Annotated in this window: 13 protein-coding genes and 2 pseudogenes; 6 read left to right on the top strand and 9 right to left on the bottom strand. The window is 73.4% G+C overall.

All coding sequences use genetic code 11. From position 1 onward, the window contains the following. Nucleotides 1–34 precede the first annotated feature (34 nt). The 5 genes and pseudogenes from N8I84_RS15530 to N8I84_RS15510 all read right to left on the bottom strand — a co-directional run bounded on the left by N8I84_RS15530 (nucleotide 35) and on the right by N8I84_RS15510 (nucleotide 5,485). The gene (locus tag N8I84_RS15530; RefSeq protein WP_263230096.1) at nucleotides 35–400 is read right to left on the bottom strand and encodes a hypothetical protein; all 366 of its coding nucleotides are present in this window, start codon (nucleotides 398–400) and stop codon (nucleotides 35–37) included. Nucleotides 401–519: 119 nt separating this feature from the next. Further along, nucleotides 520–1,872, bottom strand: a complete 1,353-nt coding sequence (locus N8I84_RS15525) for an AAA domain-containing protein (protein WP_263230095.1) — start codon at nucleotides 1,870–1,872, stop codon at nucleotides 520–522. After that, complete coding sequence (locus N8I84_RS15520; protein WP_263230094.1) at nucleotides 1,869–3,461, bottom strand: hypothetical protein; 1,593 nt, start codon at nucleotides 3,459–3,461, stop codon at nucleotides 1,869–1,871. The genes N8I84_RS15525 and N8I84_RS15520 overlap by 4 nt, the downstream gene beginning before the upstream one ends. Beyond that, the gene (locus N8I84_RS15515; RefSeq protein ID WP_263234771.1) at nucleotides 3,452–4,552 is read right to left on the bottom strand and encodes a hypothetical protein; all 1,101 of its coding nucleotides are present in this window, start codon (nucleotides 4,550–4,552) and stop codon (nucleotides 3,452–3,454) included. Before N8I84_RS15515 ends, N8I84_RS15520 begins: the two co-directional genes overlap by 10 nt. Then, nucleotides 4,533–5,485, bottom strand: a pseudogene (locus tag N8I84_RS15510) (phosphatase PAP2 family protein). Before N8I84_RS15510 ends, N8I84_RS15515 begins: the two are co-directional and overlap by 20 nt. A gap of 193 nt (nucleotides 5,486–5,678) precedes the next feature. Between N8I84_RS15510 and N8I84_RS15505 the strand changes: the two are divergent. Continuing rightward, nucleotides 5,679–6,272 (top strand): histidine phosphatase family protein, encoded by a 594-nt coding sequence (locus N8I84_RS15505; protein WP_263230093.1) that lies wholly within the window; start codon nucleotides 5,679–5,681, stop codon nucleotides 6,270–6,272. Between the two features lie 63 nt (nucleotides 6,273–6,335). Here the strand turns inward: N8I84_RS15505 and N8I84_RS15500 are convergent, their stop codons facing one another. Further along, a complete protein-coding gene (locus tag N8I84_RS15500; protein ID WP_263230092.1) occupies nucleotides 6,336–7,799 on the bottom strand; it encodes an ATP-binding protein in 1,464 nt (487 codons plus the stop codon). A 287-nt stretch (nucleotides 7,800–8,086) separates the two neighbouring features. Between N8I84_RS15500 and N8I84_RS15495 the strand changes: the two genes are divergently transcribed. Next, nucleotides 8,087–8,533, top strand: a complete 447-nt coding sequence (locus tag N8I84_RS15495; protein WP_390898896.1) for a hypothetical protein — start codon at nucleotides 8,087–8,089, stop codon at nucleotides 8,531–8,533. 167 nt (nucleotides 8,534–8,700) lie between these two features. After that, nucleotides 8,701–9,567 (top strand): spermidine synthase, encoded by an 867-nt coding sequence (locus tag N8I84_RS15490; RefSeq protein WP_263230091.1) that lies wholly within the window; start codon nucleotides 8,701–8,703, stop codon nucleotides 9,565–9,567. Between the two features lie 220 nt (nucleotides 9,568–9,787). Here N8I84_RS15490 and N8I84_RS15485 read toward each other — a convergent pair whose 3' ends face one another. Then, nucleotides 9,788–10,300 (bottom strand): hypothetical protein, encoded by a 513-nt coding sequence (locus N8I84_RS15485; protein WP_263230090.1) that lies wholly within the window; start codon nucleotides 10,298–10,300, stop codon nucleotides 9,788–9,790. Nucleotides 10,301–10,431: 131 nt separating this feature from the next. On the opposite strand from N8I84_RS15485, the gene N8I84_RS15480 reads away from it, so the two are divergent. From N8I84_RS15480 to N8I84_RS15470, 3 genes and pseudogenes are all read left to right on the top strand, one after another. Next, nucleotides 10,432–11,136: a response regulator transcription factor gene (locus N8I84_RS15480; RefSeq protein WP_263230089.1), complete on the top strand. Its 705-nt coding sequence runs from the start codon at nucleotides 10,432–10,434 to the stop codon at nucleotides 11,134–11,136. Then, a pseudogene (locus N8I84_RS15475) lies at nucleotides 11,133–12,529 on the top strand (sensor histidine kinase). The gene N8I84_RS15480 and the pseudogene N8I84_RS15475 overlap by 4 nt, the downstream one beginning before the upstream one ends. Before the next feature lie 108 nt (nucleotides 12,530–12,637). After that, nucleotides 12,638–14,119, top strand: coding sequence for a glycoside hydrolase family 18 protein (locus N8I84_RS15470; protein ID WP_263230088.1), 1,482 nt, complete (start codon nucleotides 12,638–12,640; stop codon nucleotides 14,117–14,119). Nucleotides 14,120–14,137: 18 nt separating this feature from the next. On the opposite strand, the gene N8I84_RS15465 is transcribed toward N8I84_RS15470, so the two are convergent. Beyond that, nucleotides 14,138–14,665, bottom strand: coding sequence for an STM3941 family protein (locus N8I84_RS15465; RefSeq protein WP_263230087.1), 528 nt, complete (start codon nucleotides 14,663–14,665; stop codon nucleotides 14,138–14,140). A gap of 131 nt (nucleotides 14,666–14,796) precedes the next feature. Next, the gene (locus N8I84_RS15460; protein ID WP_263230086.1) at nucleotides 14,797–16,230 is read right to left on the bottom strand and encodes a GH1 family beta-glucosidase; all 1,434 of its coding nucleotides are present in this window, start codon (nucleotides 16,228–16,230) and stop codon (nucleotides 14,797–14,799) included. Nucleotides 16,231–16,355 lie beyond the last annotated feature (125 nt).

Genomic DNA, 16,355 nt, shown 5'->3' with positions numbered 1-16,355 from the left:
CATTCGATGTCGTCGGCGCAGTGGGCCGACCCGGTCAGCCCAGGCTTTCCGGTCCGTTCGAGTCGACCCCGCGGAGCAGGTCCCGCCCGAACTCCACCATCTTCTTCGCGTAGTCCTCGGTCCACTCCGCCTGCTCGGCGATCGCCGCCGGCGTCAGCCGGTCGAAACGGCGCGGGTCGGCGAGCTGGGCCGCGGCGATCGCCTGGTACTCCACCGCCCGGTCCGTGGCCGCGCGAAACGCCTGCGTCAGCTCCGTGGCGCGCGCCAGCAGCGCCCGCGGGTCGTCGATCGACTCCAGGGCGAAGAAGTGTTCCGGGTCGGAGGCCGCCTCCGCGGGCTCGAAGAGCAAGGGCGCGGGGCGTAGCCGCGGCTCGTTCCGACGCGGCGTGGGCTCCGCCATGTCTTGTCCTCCTCGTACGGTTCGGGTGGCGCCCGGTTCGGGTGGGCCACCGTCCATTGTCGCGCGCCGACGCAAGGGCGCAGCGGTGTGAGCGGGGGCGCCGTCCCGGCCCGGGTCGGTCACGGGCGCCACGCCACCCGGTGTTCGGCCAGATGCGCCAGCACCGCGTGATTCGCCTCCCACCCGTCGGGAAACTTCACCGTCACCCCCAGCTGCACCGGCTCCGTCGACGGATGGTCGTCCAGGAGTTCCGTCACCCCCGCGCGGCACACCACGATGCACGCGTGCCGGTGCCGGGACGCCAGCACGCACAGGCGGCCGGTCTCCAGGTGGAACGCCGTCGCGTCCGGGCGGCCGGACAGGGGATGCAGCACCACCGTCACATCGAACTCCCGGCCCTGCAGTCGGTTGGCCGTGTCCACCGTGACGTCCGGCACCCCGAGGTCCGCCAGCGCGGAGCGCACCGCCGCCGCCTGGTCCCGGTGCGCGGTGCCGACCGCGATCCGGTCCGCGGTCAGCGGTGCCGGCTCCTCCGCCCGCTCCGAGACCGCCGCCCCGCCCCGGTCGAGGAGACGCCGTACGACCGTGGCGACCGCCCGCACCGCCTCCGGGTCCGTCCGCGGGGTGTGCCGGGCGGGCAGCTCCAGCAGCCCCCAGCCGGACTCGGCGGCCTCGTCGATCACCCGGTCGGGGCCCGAGCCGTCCGACGCGACCGCGAAGGTCAGCCGCCGGTCCCCGTGGTCCGTGCCGCTGCGGAACGGCGTGTACGGGTAGAAGGCCTCCGACACCAGGGGCGCCGCCGACGCCGGCAGCCGCCACGACACAGGCAGCCGGTGCTGCGGCAGCTCCGGATTGTGGGCCAGCAGGGTGGTCACGGCGGATGCCGACGGGTCGTACGACAGCCCCGCCCACTGCTCCGCGCCGACGATCGCGAACGGGTCAAGCTGCCCCGGGTCGCCGACGAACAGCGCGCGCTCGAACAGGCCCGCCACCGCCAGCAGCGCGTCCGAGCGCATCTGGTACGCCTCGTCCACGATGGCGTGCCGCCACGGCTCGACGTCCTTGACGTGGGCCCACTTGGCGGCGGTGGAGATCACCACGTCCAGGCCCGCCAGGTCGCCCGCCTTGGCCGACTTGCGTACGTTCGGCAGGTCGTCGAGCGCCTTGTCGTACGGGTCCGGGTCGCTGCTGTGCAGCCGCCCGACGGGGAGGCCCGGTTCCTTCTCGGCCAGCCGCAGCACCAGGTCGTCGACCTGTGCGTTCGTCTGGGCGATCACCATCAACGGCCGTCCGGCGGACGCGAGTTCCAGCGCGGCGCGGACGACCAGCGTCGACTTCCCGGCGCCCGGCGGCGAGTCGACCACGACCCCTCGGTGCGCACCGTGCAGCGTGTCGCTCAGGATCGCCTCGGTGGCCCGGGAGGCCGCGGCCCCCGGGTCGAAGTCCCTGCCCGGCGGGGCGAACACGGTCACAGCACGTCCTCCTCGGTCACCGGATCCGGCTGCGGTACGGCCTCGCCCTCACCCGGCGGCCCGCCGTGCGTCCACGGGGTGTCCTCCGGGTCGGGCAGCTTGGCCCCGCCGCGCTGCTCGTGCTCGAAGAGCGTGAAGCACACGTGGTCCCCCTTCTCGGGGACCGACCCGGCCTCCGGCTCCTTGCCGCGGCCCATCTTGTCGACGATGCGCAGGACCAGCAGGCCCTCCCCCTCGTGGGCCACGAACTCCGCCGCCTGCGGCTTCCCGCCCAGCGACCGGTACACCTTCGTGCGCTCCCCGAGGTGCGGCCGGTCCTCGGTCCGTACGGTCACCAGCGGGCGCGGGCTGGGGCGCTTGCCCTCGCTGTACGCCATCACGACCTCCGTGACCTCGCCCGCGAACGCCTCCCCGGCGAGCCGCCGCCCGGCCATGACGAGCGGGTCGTCGAGTGCCTCCTGGGCGTCCAGGCGGGCCTGTTCGCGCTCGCGCGTGGCGAGCTTGTTCGCCGCGGTGACCGCGTCGTCGTGGCGCGGCTGCGGCGGCTCCCCGGCGGCCACCCGGTCCCGGTGCCCGGTGAACGACCAGCGGTCGCGCGTCCAGCGGTCCTCGACATGCGCGCCCTCCGGCAGCGCGCGCAGCAGGTCCAGCCCCTGCCACACCGCGTCCCAGGTCGGCCGGGTACGACTCTCCACCAGGGCGCGGATCTCCCGCTCGGCGGCGGTGAGTTCACCGAAGCGGTCGTCGGCCTCCACGCCGTCCTCGGCGGCGGCGAGCCGGGTGCGGGCGCGGTCGTAGCGCTCGATCGCGGGGGCGAGCAGCCTGTTGTCGAACGCCGGGTCGGTGGCCGGTCCGGCCGGCGGGCACAGCAACTGGCCGTCCGCGTCCCGGGCCAGCTCGGCGCGGAGCGCAGCGTCCGCGCCCGAGGCGCCCCCGGGCGGGTCGATCCAGGCGAGCAGTGCGCCCAGGTGCTGGTCCTCCAGGTTCGACTGCCCGGTCGCCCAGTGCCGCCCGAGCAGATCGGTGAGCGCGAGCAGCAGGGAGGAGCCGGGGACGCGGGCACGCTCGCCGAAGTGCGTGAGCCAGCGGCCGAGGAGCGGCACGCGCGGGGGCGCCGGGTGCGGCGTCTCCGGGTCCTGCTCGGCGGTGCGGCGGAACCGCATGGAACGGCCCAGCAGCCGTACGAAGTCGATGCCCGCCCGGCTCGGCACGACCAGCTGGGGCGCGTCGGCGCACAGCTCGACCTCCACCTTGACGCGCTTGCCGGTCTCCGGGTCGGTCTCGGTGCGCTCGGCGGGCTCCACGGTGTCGGCGTGGGCGTCGATGTAGGGCAGGACGACGTCGGCGAGTTCGGCGAGGAACGCGAACCTCAGGTCGCGGTCGCGGGGCTGCGGTACCACGAGCAGCCGGGGGTCGTCCCGGTCGGTGCCGACGAGTGCGCCGAGCGGTGCCCCGGCCTCGCCCGCGGTGATGAGCGGGACGAAGACGAGGGGCCGCTCGGACAGGTGGCGGTGCCGGACGGTGGCGGCGGGCTGGGCGCGGCCGGTCCGCACGGCTTCCAGGCGGGCGAGGGTGGTGATCAGGGACATACGGCGCCCTCCCGTCCGGCGAGCGCCTCGGCCCGCAGCCGCGCCGCCCGGCGCAGGGCCGCCACCGCCGGGTCGTCCGGGTCCCCGGCCGTGCCGTGGGCGGCGGCCAGGATGTCGTCCACCGTGGTCAGCCCGCCCAGCTCGGCCCGCAGCGACCGGCCCAGGGCCGCCACGGCGCCCTGCTCCCGGGCGCGGTCACGGCAGTGGAATGCCAGCTCGCAGGCGGCCAGGCACTCCGGCGCGTACGTCGCCGGGACCGACTCCACCGCGGCCTGAAGCTCCTCCTGCGGAAGGTCCGGCGCGAAGCACGTGCCCTCGGGCAGGGCGTCGGCGATCTCCTCGATGCGGGTGAGACGGGCCAGCTGGCGCCGGGTGACCGCGCGCTGCTTGCGGACGTCCACGGGCGACGCGGTGGGCAGGTTCGAGAAGTCCTTGGGGCACACCAGCAGGATCCGGTGGCGTACGACGGGTGCGGGGGTGAGGCGCTCCGCGACCTCCTCCAGCGCCAGCACGTACACCGCGGACTGCCGCGCGGCCGCCCCCACCTTCGCCGGGTCCGCCGAACCGTCGAGCAGCGGGAAGGACTTGATCTCCACCACCGTCCAGCTGCCGTCCGGGTGCACCACCACCGCGTCCGGCTCCAGGAACGCGGGCGATCCCGCCACGTCGAGGGCGAGCATGGGGTGGTCGAGCAGCGCCCACCCGCGCGCCTCGGTGGCCTCGCGCAACGCCAGCGCCGTACGCGCCGCGCGCCCCTCCGGGCCGACCGCGGCCAGGTCCGGAACGAGCGCCCCCTCCGGGGCGTCGGCGGTCGGGTCCAGCTTCTCGCGCACCAGACGCAGCAGCTCCGCACCGCCGTCCGCCTTGACCCGGGCCTCGAACGCGTTGCCCCGCATGAAGGCGAACTGCGACTGGCCGAACGCCGACGGCGCACCCAGCGCGCCCGCCAGCGCCCCCTTGTCCACCCCGGCGCCGTCCAGCAGCGCGCGCGCGCCGCACCCGGGGTTCGCGGCGAGCGCGGCGAGGGCGCGCGCGTCCAGCGCCCTGGGCTGTACGGACGGCCCGCGCAGCTCAGCGAGCCGCTGCCGCAGCGCCGTCCCCGCGTCCGCGGGAGCGGCACCCGGCCCGGCTCCCGGCCCGGGGCGGGAGAGGGGCTGTCGGGGAATTCGCTCACCCGCCGAAGTCTGGCATCCGGCACTGACAATTGGGGAACCTGCGGCGGACGAGGGCTCCGCGACCGGTGCGAACCGTGCCCGCAGACGAGTCCTGACCGCGTCCGCGGCCCGCATCACCGGTCGGCTCAGCAGGAAGCCGACGCCCATGACGGCGACCCCGGCGACCGCGTCGAGGAAGTAGTGGTTCGCGGTGCCCATCACGACGAACGTGGTCCCGAGCGGGTACACGACCGCCACGACCCTGGCCCAGCGCGAGCGGCCGTGCCGCCACAGCAACACCCCGCACCACAGCGCCCAGCCGACGTGCAGGCTCGGCATCGCCGCGTACTGGTTCGTCATGCCGCCCAGGCCCCGCGGCGCGCTCGCCTCGGCGCCCCACCAGCCGTAAGAGCTGTACTGCGCCATCGTGTCGACGAACCCGTGGCCCGCGGAGAGCAGGCGCGGCGGGCAGGTGGGCATCAGGGAGAAGCCGATCAGACCGATGAACGTGGACGTCAGCAGCCAGGTGCGGGCCGCCCGGTAGTGCTCCGTGCGGCGTCTGAAGATCCACACCAGGATCGCGGGGGTGACCAGGTAGTGCAGCGACGCGTACCAGAAGTCGGCGGGTATGCCGAGCCATGCCTCGCGGGTGAGGAGACGGTTCAGCGGATGCTCGGCGTTGATGTGGAGCAGCTTCTCCAGGCGCAGTATCGCCAGACCGTGGTCGACGGCGCCGTCGACATCGCCCCGCGCGAGCAGCCGGCCCGCGGAGTAGGAGGCGTACACCACCAGGATCAGGGGCAGTTCGGTCCACCAGCGCAGCCGGGTCAGCGGGCCCACCCCGATGCCTGGTGTCTCGGCCTGCGGCATCCGATTCGCCCTCCCCCTTCTGCTCCTGGTCGCGGTTCCCGGCGTTCCGGTCGTGCCACCTTACGGTGCGGGCGTCCGCCTTCGTGGGGCGCCCCGGCCCTCAAAGACGCAGAGATCGCCCCCTGGGTTGCCCCGGGAAGGGGTGGGCGATGATGGAGTGGCGTCCTGCTCACTTCTCCCGGAAAGGTCTCTCATGGCACCGCGCATCCTGCTGGCCCGGCACGGACAGACGGAATGGTCACTGTCCGGCAAGCACACCGGCAGGACCGATGTGCCGCTGCTGGAGGAGGGACGGCGGGGCGCCAAGCTGCTCGGGGAGCGGCTGCACCGGGCGCCGTTCGACGGGCTGCCCGGGGTCGAGGTGCGCACCAGTCCGCTGGCACGCGCGCGTGAGACCTGCGAACTCGCCGGCTTCAGCGAGCGGGCGAGCGTCTGGGACACGCTCATGGAGTGGGATTACGGGGCGTACGAGGGGATGACGCCGGCCGAGATCCAGGAGATCCGGCCGGGCTGGTTCATCTGGCGCGACGGCGTGCCCGGCGGGGAGACCCTGGCGGAGGTCTCCGCGCGCGCGGACGAGGTCGTGGCCTGGGCGCGGTCGGAGGACCGGGATGTGCTGGTGTTCGCACACGGGCACATCCTGCGGTCCATCGGGGCGCGGTGGCTGGGGCTGCCGCTGGAGTTCGCGGCGCGGATCAGGCTCAACCCCACGTCGCTGTCCGTGCTCGGGTGGGCTTACGGCGAGCCGGCGATCGAGTCGTGGAACGACTTGGGGCACATGGCGTAGCTGCGGCCCTTCGTACCGCCGAGTCGCGGAACCGACGCCCGGGCGACCCCGACCCCGAGCGGCTCACGCACTGCGAGGCAGTGACGCATGCCGGTCCAGGAACGCCGACACCCCCGACGCCCGCCGGTGCGGCAGCAGTACCCTCGCAGTGCCCGCCAGCATCGTCAGGACGCGGGAGGACTGGACCTGGTCCAGGAGGTCCAGCACGCGGTGACCGGCCCGCGCCGCCTCGTCGGGACGACCCCCGCGGGCCAGGTCGTCGGCCAGTTCGGCCGTGTACAGGGCGATGTTCCGGGTGAAGTGCGGATCCTGGAGCTGCGCCGCGCGCCGTGCGTGCCGGGCGGCCCGCCCCCAGTCGCCCAGCGTCGACCAGCACTGCGCCTCCAGGCCCTCCAGTTCTGCCTCGCCGTAGAAGGTCATCCACTCGGGGTCCGAGTCCGACGGCCCCCGTTCGAAGAGCGCCTGCGCCCGTGCGAGCGCCTGTTCGCAGCCCGCCCGGTCCGCGAGTCCCGCCCAGCCGCCCGCCTCCCTGAGGGCGAGCAGCGACATCAACCGGTGCGAGCCGAGCGGGCGCCCGACACGCTGGGCCGCCTGCGCCGCCCGTACGGCCTCCCGCGGCCGGCCCGCGTCGCGGGCGAGGAACGCCGTGTTGCAGAACGCGTGTGCCTCGAGGCCCGGGTCCCCGGACATCCGCGCCGTCGCCAGCGCCTCCGCGTAGTGCGAGCGGGCGTCGTCGTAACGCCCGGAGTCGTGCGCCAGCCATCCCACCGAGATGGCCAGTTCACCCGCGCCCGAGTACAGCCGGTCGGCGACCGTCTGCCGGGTCGTGCCCGCGTCGAGCAGCGCGTACGCGGTGCGCAGCGGGGCCGCCGCGCGCCGGTACAGGCCGTCCGCGCCGTGCCGGTCGTCGAGCAGGCGGATCTTGCGTACGGCCTCCTCGAGCGCGCTCGCCTCGGACGAGCCCGCACGGTGGACGGGGCGTTCGGCGGCCGCTGCGGGGCCGCCGAGGGTGAGCCCGAAGGGGCCCAGGGAGGCGGCGGCCACCGTCACGGTGCCGCCGGTCATGAATGCGCGACGCTGCACGTCGCTCTCCTCGTGGTTCTGTGCGTCGTACGCGTGCGTGCCGTACGACTGGTGCGACTCGTAGGTGTCTGATGGGTGATACGTCTCGTATGCCTTCCGGTGCTCATCGGAGGCATATGGACGGCGGTTGGTGTGTGCGGGGGGCGCCTCGTCGGCGGTGCGCGCCCCTCGGCCGCGCACCGCCGAGCGGGGCGCGAACCCCAGGTCCGAGAGTGTGCGCCCGGGGAACATGTGCAGGAACACCCGTTCGTAGGCGTAGTTGGGACAACGGATCTCGCCCGCCTCGACCCGTCCGATGTACCGCGCGTCACAGCTGACCCGCTCGCCGATCTCGCGTGCGGCACGCCGCACCGCCGCGGCGAACTCGCCCGGCGAGCGTGATCCGCGCAGCTGCCGGAAGGCGAGATTCGGCCGTGGTGGCCGGGGGGTCTGGGACGAGGTCATGGCCGGGCCCTCTCGTGCGAACCGTCGAACCATGCCGGATTGGGGTGGCTTGTCCGCGTGGTGCCATTTGGTTCCCTGCGTCCGGCGGTGCAAGAACGTACCTTCCTCGCAGGTGTGGTCATGCGAGGTTTGGCTACAAACCGGATATCTCATGCGAGATCTGCCATGAACTGCCATCCTTTGCGGCAGTGTTGCGCCGTTGCCGTTGACGCCCCCGAGCGTTGAACCCTGTGGACCGGGAGCCGCCCGAACTCCCGACCCAACTCACCGTCGAGGAGGGTTCCGTTGTGGATGCCGGGACGCAGACCCCGCACAGCACCGAGTTCCGTACACGGCCGCAGGCCGCCCAGGCCGTGCCGGCCCCCGAGTGCGCCGCACCGCCGCACAAGGCCCCCGACCTCGTGACCGTGCCCGCCCGTCAGGGTCTCGAGGCGGTGGACATCCTCCGCCGCGGCGCGGGCGACTGCGTCGGGCCCGTCCTGCACGACGACGACTGCGACACCCTCGGCTTCCTGGTACCGCCCGGCACGGCGGACGCGTGGGACGTGCCCGGCAGCACGTGCACGAAGACCGACGGGCGCGGCATGAGCCTGGTCGCTCCGCTGCCCCCGGTCGAGGGCACGGGCTGGCTCCTGCCGCCCGGCGAGGTGGAACCGGCCACGGATCCGGCGGTCCTGCGCGCGGCCCTCGGGGAGGCGGCCCGCATGATCGAGGCCGCCGACAACTGTCGATGAGCGCCTTACCGGGCCGGGACCGCCCCGGCAACCGTCGGCGATCCTCCGTCACCACCTCGGATCGAACGCCGCCCGGGCCGGCGAGGGCCGGTGAGCCGACCGGGTCGCCGAGCAGGGCCCCCCGTCCTCGGTGAGCCGCCCTCCGCGCCGCCCCCGATAATGGCCGGGTGGGCAGGTCACGGAACGCGCGGCGCGGGCAGGGAGCCGAGGCCGTCGTCGAGGCGGTCGACGGCGGACTCGCCCAGCTGATACCCGACCGGGACCGGGCGCGCGCCTGGACCCTCCTCATCGACGGCGCCCCGCAGTCGCATGTCGACCTCGACGACCCGCGGTACCTGTCCTTCGAGTACCAGCGCCGGCTCGGCCACGTCATCGACCTGGCCGCCCCGCCCGGCCGTCCCGTGCACGCCGTCCACCTCGGCGGCGGCGCGTTCACCCTCGCCCGCTACACCGCCGCGACCCGCCCCCGCTCCACCCAGCAGATCGTGGAACGCGACGCGGCGCTCGTCCAACTCGTCCGCCGGGCCCTGCCGTTGGACCCGAACGCACGGATCCGGGTGCGCTCCACGGACGCCCGGGAAGGGCTCGCCAAGGTGCCGGACGGCTGGGCGGACCTGGTCATCGTGGACGTGTTCAGCGGGGCGCGCACCCCGGCGCACCTGACGTCGGTCGAGTTCCTCACCGAGGTCCGCCGGGCGCTGAAGGACGGCGGTGTGTACGCGGCCAACCTCGCCGACGGCCCTCCGCTCGCCCACCTGCGCGGCCAGATCTCGACGGCGGCGGCCGTCTTCCCCGAGCTCGCACTGATCGCCGATCCGGCCGTCCTGCGCGGCAAGCGCTTCGGCAACGCGGTCCTGGCCGCCTCCGCCCACCCGCTCCCGGTCGCCGAACTGACCCGCCGGGCCGCCTCGGACCCGCACCCGGCGAGGGTGGAGCACGGCAAGGCGCTGACCGACTTCACGGGCGGCGCGGCCGCCGTCACGGACGCGGCGGCGGTGGCATCCCCGGCGCCCCCGCCGTCGGTCTTCCGCTGAACAGACCGACCCCGCCGACCTCCAGGGGCGGTTAGGGCCTCTCGTTCGGATCATGCCGGGTTCGCGGGGCCTGGCACGCACTCCCCCACTGCCTTGACGGCGTGGGGGCACCCCCAGCGGCGTTGTCGTCGGTCGCCAACTCCCCCACGCTCGAACGAGCTCGCGCGGGGGCACCCCCATGGCCCCGCTCCCTGATCCGGCCTGATCCAAACGAAAGACCCTAGTAGTTCCCGATCTCCACATGGGGTGGGCCGTCGTGCCAGGTGCAGAACACCGACACCCGGTCGGCACCCGACGCGAACTCCACCCGGATCCAGGTCTCCGTCTTCCAGACCTGCATCGACCAGCCGGTGCCGGGGGTGGCCGACACGAGCGTCGCCGAGGTGCTGCCGAGGTCGAAGACCACGCGACCGCCGGCGGTGTCGTAGCTCTTGACCTGGCCGGAGGCGATGGTGGGCGGGTCGGGCTTCGTGGCCCGGGACTTCGAGGGCGTCGGCCGCGGGCTCGTCGTGCTCGGCGTCGGCGACGGGCTCTTCGACGGGACCGGTCGCTGAGTCGAGGGAGCCGACGGCTTCGACGCCTGCGTCGTCGCGCCGCCCGCGGTGACGGGCAGGGCGCGCGGCGGGTCGTACGCGGTGCCCGCCAGCACCGTGTGGACGCCCCACCACGACAGCGTGGCCGCCGCTCCGGTGGCCAGCGTCCACGCCAGTACGTGCAGGAGACCTCTCAACATCCCGGCCATACTGCCTCACCAGCCCCACGGGTGTCTCACGGGTCGCACACAGTTCCGTTTCTCCGGTTGCGGCGTGGGGAGTTGTCCACAGCCCCCGAACCGCCCGGCCCGCATGGCGTACGGTGCCGCCCATGGCAAGTGTGCTCGTGGTCGAGGACGACCAGTTCGTACGCTCGGCGCTCATCAGGCATCTGACGGAGGCCGGACACACCGTGCGCAGCGTCGGCACCGCGCTGGAGGCGCTGCGCGAGGTCGCGCACGTCCCCTTCGACGTCGTCATCCTCGACCTCGGACTGCCCGACCTGGACGGCTCCGAGGCGCTGAAGATGCTGCGCGGCATCACGGACGTCCCGGTCATCATCGCCACGGCACGCGACGACGAGACGGAGATCGTCCGCCTGCTCAACGCGGGCGCGGACGACTATCTGACCAAGCCGTTCTCGGTCGAGCACCTCTCGGCTCGGATCGCGGCGGTGCTGCGCCGCGTCCGCACGGCCACCGCCGACGCCGGGTCCACGACCGTCATCAGGGTCGGCGGCCTCGCCATCGACCCCTTGCGTCGCCACGCCGAACTGGACGGCGCGCCCCTGGACCTGACACGTCGTGAGTTCGACCTGCTCGCCTTCCTCGCCGGACGGCCCGGCGTCGTCGTACCGCGCAGGGAGCTGCTCGCGGAGGTCTGGCGACAGTCGTACGGCGACGACCAGACCATCGACGTCCATCTCTCCTGGCTCAGGAGGAAGTTGGGCGAGACGGCCGCCAGGCCGCGCTATCTGCACACCCTGCGGGGGGTCGGCGTGAAGCTGGAGCCGCCGGGGACGGAGCCACTGCCATGAGGTGGGCCCTGGTCAAGGTGTGTCTGGCGGTGACCGCGATGGTGGTGGTCGCCTTCGCGGTCCCGCTCGGACTGGTCGTCAAGGAGATGGCACGCGACCGGGCCTTCGCCGGCGCCGAGCGGCAGGCCGCCGCGATCGCGCCCGCGCTGTCCATCACCACCGACCGGGACCAGTTGGAGCGGGTCGTCGCCTCGGCGGGCTCCGCCGACGGGATAGCGGTGCACATCCCCGCGGGGGACGGCACGAAAGCGGTCGACATCGGCCGCCGTCGCGCCACCGCCGAGGACATCGCGGCCACCCGCCGACTCGGACGTGCCTCCACCACCGAGGTACCGGGCGGCTCCACGCTGCTCCAACCCACCGCGCTCAGCTCCGGGGCGATCGCCGTGATCGAGGTCTACGTGCCCGAGTCCGAGGTGACGCACGGCGTCGGCACGGCCTGGGCGGTGCTCGCCGCGGTCGGCTTCGCACTGATCGTCGGCTCGGTGGCGGTCGCCGACCGGCTCGGCGTACGGATGGTGCGGCCCGCGCGGCGCCTGGCCGAGGGCGCGCACGACCTGGGGAGGGGCAGCTCGGGGCGCGCGTCCCCGAGGACGGGCCGGCCGAACTGCGCGCGGCGGCGGTCGCGTTCAACTCGATGGCCGACCAGGTGGTACAACTCCTCGCGAACGAGCGGGAACTGGCGGCCGACCTGTCCCACCGCCTGCGGACGCCGCTGACCGTCCTGCGGCTGAACGCGGCCTCGCTCGGCGACGGGCCGGCCGCCGAGCAGACCCGTCAGGCGGTGGCGCAGCTGGAGCGCGAGGTGGACACGATCATCCGTACGGCCCGCGAGGCCAAGCCGCAGACCGCGGCGGCCGGACCGGGCGCCGGATGCGACGCGGCGGAGGTGGTGCGCGAGCGGATGGAGTTCTGGTCGGCGCTCGCCGAGGACGAGGGCCGCAAGTGGCGGGTGGCCGGGGCCGACCGTCCGGTCCGCATACCCGTCGCCCGGTCCGACCTCGCCGCCGCGCTGGACGCCCTGCTCGGGAACGTCTTCCGGCACACCCCGGAGGGCACGGCGTTCGCGGTCGACGTGCACAACGCCGAGGACGCGGTGATCGTGCTGGTGTCCGACGCCGGGCCCGGCATACCCGACCCGCAGGCGGCGATGGCCCGCGGCCGCGGCTCGGGCAGCGACGGCTCGACGGGCCTCGGCCTGGACATCGTGAGCAGGCTCGCCGAGTCGACCGGCGGCGACGTACGGATCGGCTCGTCGGTGCTGGGCGGCACGGAGGTGCGGATCTGGTTCCAGCTGGACGGACGGGCCCCGACACGGCGAGGGCACCGCGTACGCCGCAGACGCCGCCGCATATTGGTCTCTACCTTTAACCGCCCCCGATCCCTTCCTTAAGCCGACCCTAAGATCCTCAACGCCCGCCCGGATCAGGCGGTTTGCCCCCTATCGGCTCGCTAGCGTGCTGCCGCATCCACCCCTCGTACCAGCGAAGGCAGGCACGCGATGAGCAAGGCGCACCGGCGCGGAATAAGCGGCAGAAACAAGGCGATCGGCGGTACGGTCGCCGCCGTCGTGGTCGGCGGTGGCGCCCTGGTGGTCACCGGCACCGCGCACGCCGCCGGCGTCGGCGCGGCGTACACGAAGACCAGCACCTGGTCGACGGGCTACACCGCGCAGTACGTGATCACGAACGACAGCGGCCAGGCCAAGGCCGACTGGACGCTCCAGTTCGACCTTCCCTCGGGTGCGAAGCTCAGCTCGCTGTGGGACGGCACGCCCACGGTGAGCGGACAGCACGTCACCGTGAAGCCGCCGTCCTGGGACAAGGACGGCCTCGCGGCGGGCGAGTCGGTGACCGTCGGCTTCGTCGTGAGCGGCTCCGGGGACCCGACGGGCTGCGTCATCGACGGCGCGAAGTGTTCCGCCGACGACGGCACGCCCCCGCAGCCGAGCGGCCGCCCGACCCAGTCCCCGACTCGGTCCCCGTCCCCGACTCAGTCCCCGTCCCCGGCGCCGACCCCGCCTTCGACCGCGACTCCGTCGCCCACCGCCACGCAGACCACCGGAGGCGGCACCGGCACCGGATCCACCACGAACGCCGGCTTCTCCCCGTACGTCGACACGTCCCTCTACCCGGCCTTCGACCTGGCCGCCGCGGCCGACGCGACCGGTGTGAAGAACTACAACCTGGCGTTCGTGACCGACGGCGGCGGCTGCACCCCCAAGTGGGGCGGCGTCTCCGACCTCGGCAACGACGCGGTGGCCGCGCAGATCGGCGCCCTGCGCGCCAAGGGTGGCGACGTCCGGGTGTCCTTCGGCGGCGCCTCCGGCTCCGAACTGGCCACGACCTGCTCCTCGGCGGACACGCTGGCGGCGGCGTACGGGAAGGTCGTGGACGCGTACAAACTCACCAAGGTCGACTTCGACGTCGAGGGCGGCGCGCTGCCGAACACGGCCGCGAACACCCGCCGCGCCCAGGCCATCGCCAAGCTGCAGCAGCAACACCCCGGACTGGACGTGTCGTTCACGCTCCCGGTCATGCCGGAGGGCCTGACCCAGGACGGAGTGAACCTCCTCGCCGACGCCAAGTCCAACGGCGTGAAGGTCTCCACCGTCAACATCATGGCGATGGACTACGGCCCCGCGTACAGCGGCGACATGGGCACCTACGCCGAGCAGGCGGCGACCGCCACGCAGGCGCAGATCAAGAGCGTGCTGGGCCTGACCGACAGCGCGGCCTGGAAGACGGTCGCGGTCACCCCGATGATCGGCGTCAACGACGTCTCCTCGGAGGTCTTCAAGGTCGACGACGCCACCCAGTTGGTGAACTTCGCCAAGTCCAAGGGCCTCGGCTGGCTGTCGATGTGGTCGGCCGCGCGGGACAAGCAGTGCGACGGCGGCCCCAAGCCGACGGCGGACCCGACGTGCAGCTCGATCACCCAGGACAGGTTCGCCTTCTCGAAGGCGTTCGGCACCTACAAGTAGTGCCTGTTCTCCGGGGTGCTACCGCCTGATCCTCAACTCGGGGTGGTGGCGGCGCATCGCCGCCACCACCCCGTCGAGGTCCACGGGGAGCGTGGTCGCGGAGATGGTCGCCGGGCTGTAACCGAAGCGCAGGTTGGCCTTGCCTGCGATCCGGGCCGAACGCGGTGCCCGCGCCAGGTAGGCGTCCGGGTCATTGAGCACCAGTTCGATCACGCGCTGAGAGGTGGAGCGGACCTTGATCTCGCGGACGGTGACCTCCGCGATCTCCGTCCAGCGGATCGAGCCCAGCATCACATGTGTCAGGCCCTCGCCGGTCAGCACCAGTTCGGGCCGACGTCGCAGAAGGCGGCCGATCGCCACGCAGGCGCACAGGCCGAAGAACGGCACGGCGGCCGCGCCCGCGAGGACGCCTTTGAGCGTGGCATGGTCGATCAGCAGCCAGACGCCCAGCGCCACGAACGCCAGCGAGCCGAAGGCCATGAGTGAGGTCCGACGCAGCGAGGACGGGTAGGTGGTGGCCGCTCTGTCCGCGGCTTCGGTGGTCACGCGACCAAACCCTAGGGGAGTGGGCCACGCGACGGAGCCCCCTTGCGACGGGCTTCGGGCGGCACGGCGAACCACCGGGGCGCGGCACTCCCCTCCCGTGCCGCGCCCCGAACCCCTGGCCCCCCGGCCGGTCAGCCCTCCAGCGGCGGCAGCTCCCCGGTCCGCGCCGCCCGGCCGTACCAGTGCGCGCTGGACTTCGGGGTCCGCTCCAGGGTCGTGTAGTCCACGTACACCGCCCCGAAGCGCTTCTCGTAGCCGTACGCCCACTCGAAGTTGTCCATCAGGGACCACAGGAAGTAGCCCCGCACGTCCGCGCCGTCCGTGATGGCCCGGCGCACCGCCGACAGGTGCCCGTGCAGGTAGGCGATCCGCTCCGGGTCGTGGACGCGGCCGTCAGGGTCCGGCTTGTCGTCGTAGGCCGCGCCGTTCTCCGTCACGTACAGCGGCAGGCCGGGCGCTTCCCGCGTGTAGCGCATGATCAGCTCGTGCAGCCCGGTCGGGTCGATCGTCCAGCCCATCTCGGTGCGCTCGCCCGGGGTCTGGTGGAAGGCCACGTCGTCCGCGCCCGGCCAGGGCGAGTGGGCGCTGGCGCCGTGACCGTCCGGACGGGGGCCGCTCACCTGCTCCTCGGCCGCCGAGACCAGCGTCGGCGTGTAGTAGTTCAGACCCAGCGCGTCCAGCGGCTGGTGGATCGTCTCCAGGTCGCCGTCGCGCACGTACGACCAGTCGGTGACCGACGACGTGGCCGCCAGCAGGGTCTCCGGGTACGCGCCGTGCAGCATCGGGCCGTGGAAGACCCCGTTGGCCAGGTCGTCGATCTTCTGACCCGCCGCCAGGTCCGCGGGGTCCTGGGACACCGTGCGCACGACGGAGGAGTTGAGGCTGACCGCCACCGCGTTGCGGGTCGGCATCACGGACCGTAGGGCCGAGGCGCCGAGGCCGTGGGCCAGGTTCAGGTGGTGTGCCGCGCGCAGCGACGCCGCCGCGTCCGTCCGACCCGGGGCGTGCACCCCGGAGCCGTAGCCCAGGAACGCGCTGCACCATGGCTCGTTCAGGGTGATCCACTGCTCCACGCGGTCGCCGAGGGCCTCGCCCACGATCCGCGCGTACTCGGCGAACCGGTACGCCGTGTCCCGCTCCGGCCAGCCGCCCGCGTCCTCCAGCTCCTGCGGGAGGTCCCAGTGGTAGAGGGTGATCGCCGGCCGGATGCCGTGCGCGAGGAGTTCGTCCACCAGACGGCGGTAGAAGTCCAGGCCCCGCTGGACCGCAGGACCCCGGCCGGTGGGCTGCACGCGCGACCAGGAGATCGAGAAGCGGTACGCGTTCAGGCCCAGCTCGGCCATCAGCGCCACGTCGTCGCGGTAGCGGTGGTAGTGGTCGACAGCGATGTCACCGGTCTCGCCGTCGGCCGTCCTGCCCGGCGTATGGCTGAAGGTGTCCCAGATGGAGGGGGTGCGGCCGTCCTCCCGGACCGCCCCCTCGATCTGGTACGCGGAGGTCGCGGCGCCCCAGAGGAAGGCGGGAGGAAAGGTCACCGGGGGTGCCGACTGTGCGGACTCAGACATGGAAGCGCTCCCATACGAGGTCGGGAAGACCGATGAGTTGGGGGATGGGAAGGAGAGAGGAGGGGGAAGGGAAGGGGCCGGAGCGGCGGTGATCCGGCCCCCGTACGGCGGGTGGGCGACCACGG

This window comes from Streptomyces cynarae (assembly GCF_025642135.1).
GTDB lineage: Bacteria > Actinomycetota > Actinomycetes > Streptomycetales > Streptomycetaceae > Streptomyces > Streptomyces cynarae.
Note: the sequence above shows the minus strand (reverse complement) of the source record. Positions and strands in the feature narration are given on the sequence as shown.

Bases quoted from the DNA above. Each gene is read 5' to 3' on its own strand.
- N8I84_RS15480 (WP_263230089.1), top strand. From the start codon at position 10,432: ATGGCAAGTGTGCTCGTGGTCGAGGACGACCAGTTCGTACGCTCGGCG.
- N8I84_RS15530 (WP_263230096.1), bottom strand. From the start codon at position 400: ATGGCGGAGCCCACGCCGCGTCGGAACGAGCCGCGGCTACGCCCCGCG.
- N8I84_RS15505 (WP_263230093.1), top strand. From the start codon at position 5,679: ATGGCACCGCGCATCCTGCTGGCCCGGCACGGACAGACGGAATGGTCA.
- N8I84_RS15460 (WP_263230086.1), bottom strand. From the start codon at position 16,230: ATGTCTGAGTCCGCACAGTCGGCACCCCCGGTGACCTTTCCTCCCGCC.
- N8I84_RS15520 (WP_263230094.1), bottom strand. From the start codon at position 3,461: ATGTCCCTGATCACCACCCTCGCCCGCCTGGAAGCCGTGCGGACCGGC.
- N8I84_RS15500 (WP_263230092.1), bottom strand. From the start codon at position 7,799: ATGACCTCGTCCCAGACCCCCCGGCCACCACGGCCGAATCTCGCCTTC.
- N8I84_RS15485 (WP_263230090.1), bottom strand. From the start codon at position 10,300: ATGTTGAGAGGTCTCCTGCACGTACTGGCGTGGACGCTGGCCACCGGA.
- N8I84_RS15470 (WP_263230088.1), top strand. From the start codon at position 12,638: ATGAGCAAGGCGCACCGGCGCGGAATAAGCGGCAGAAACAAGGCGATC.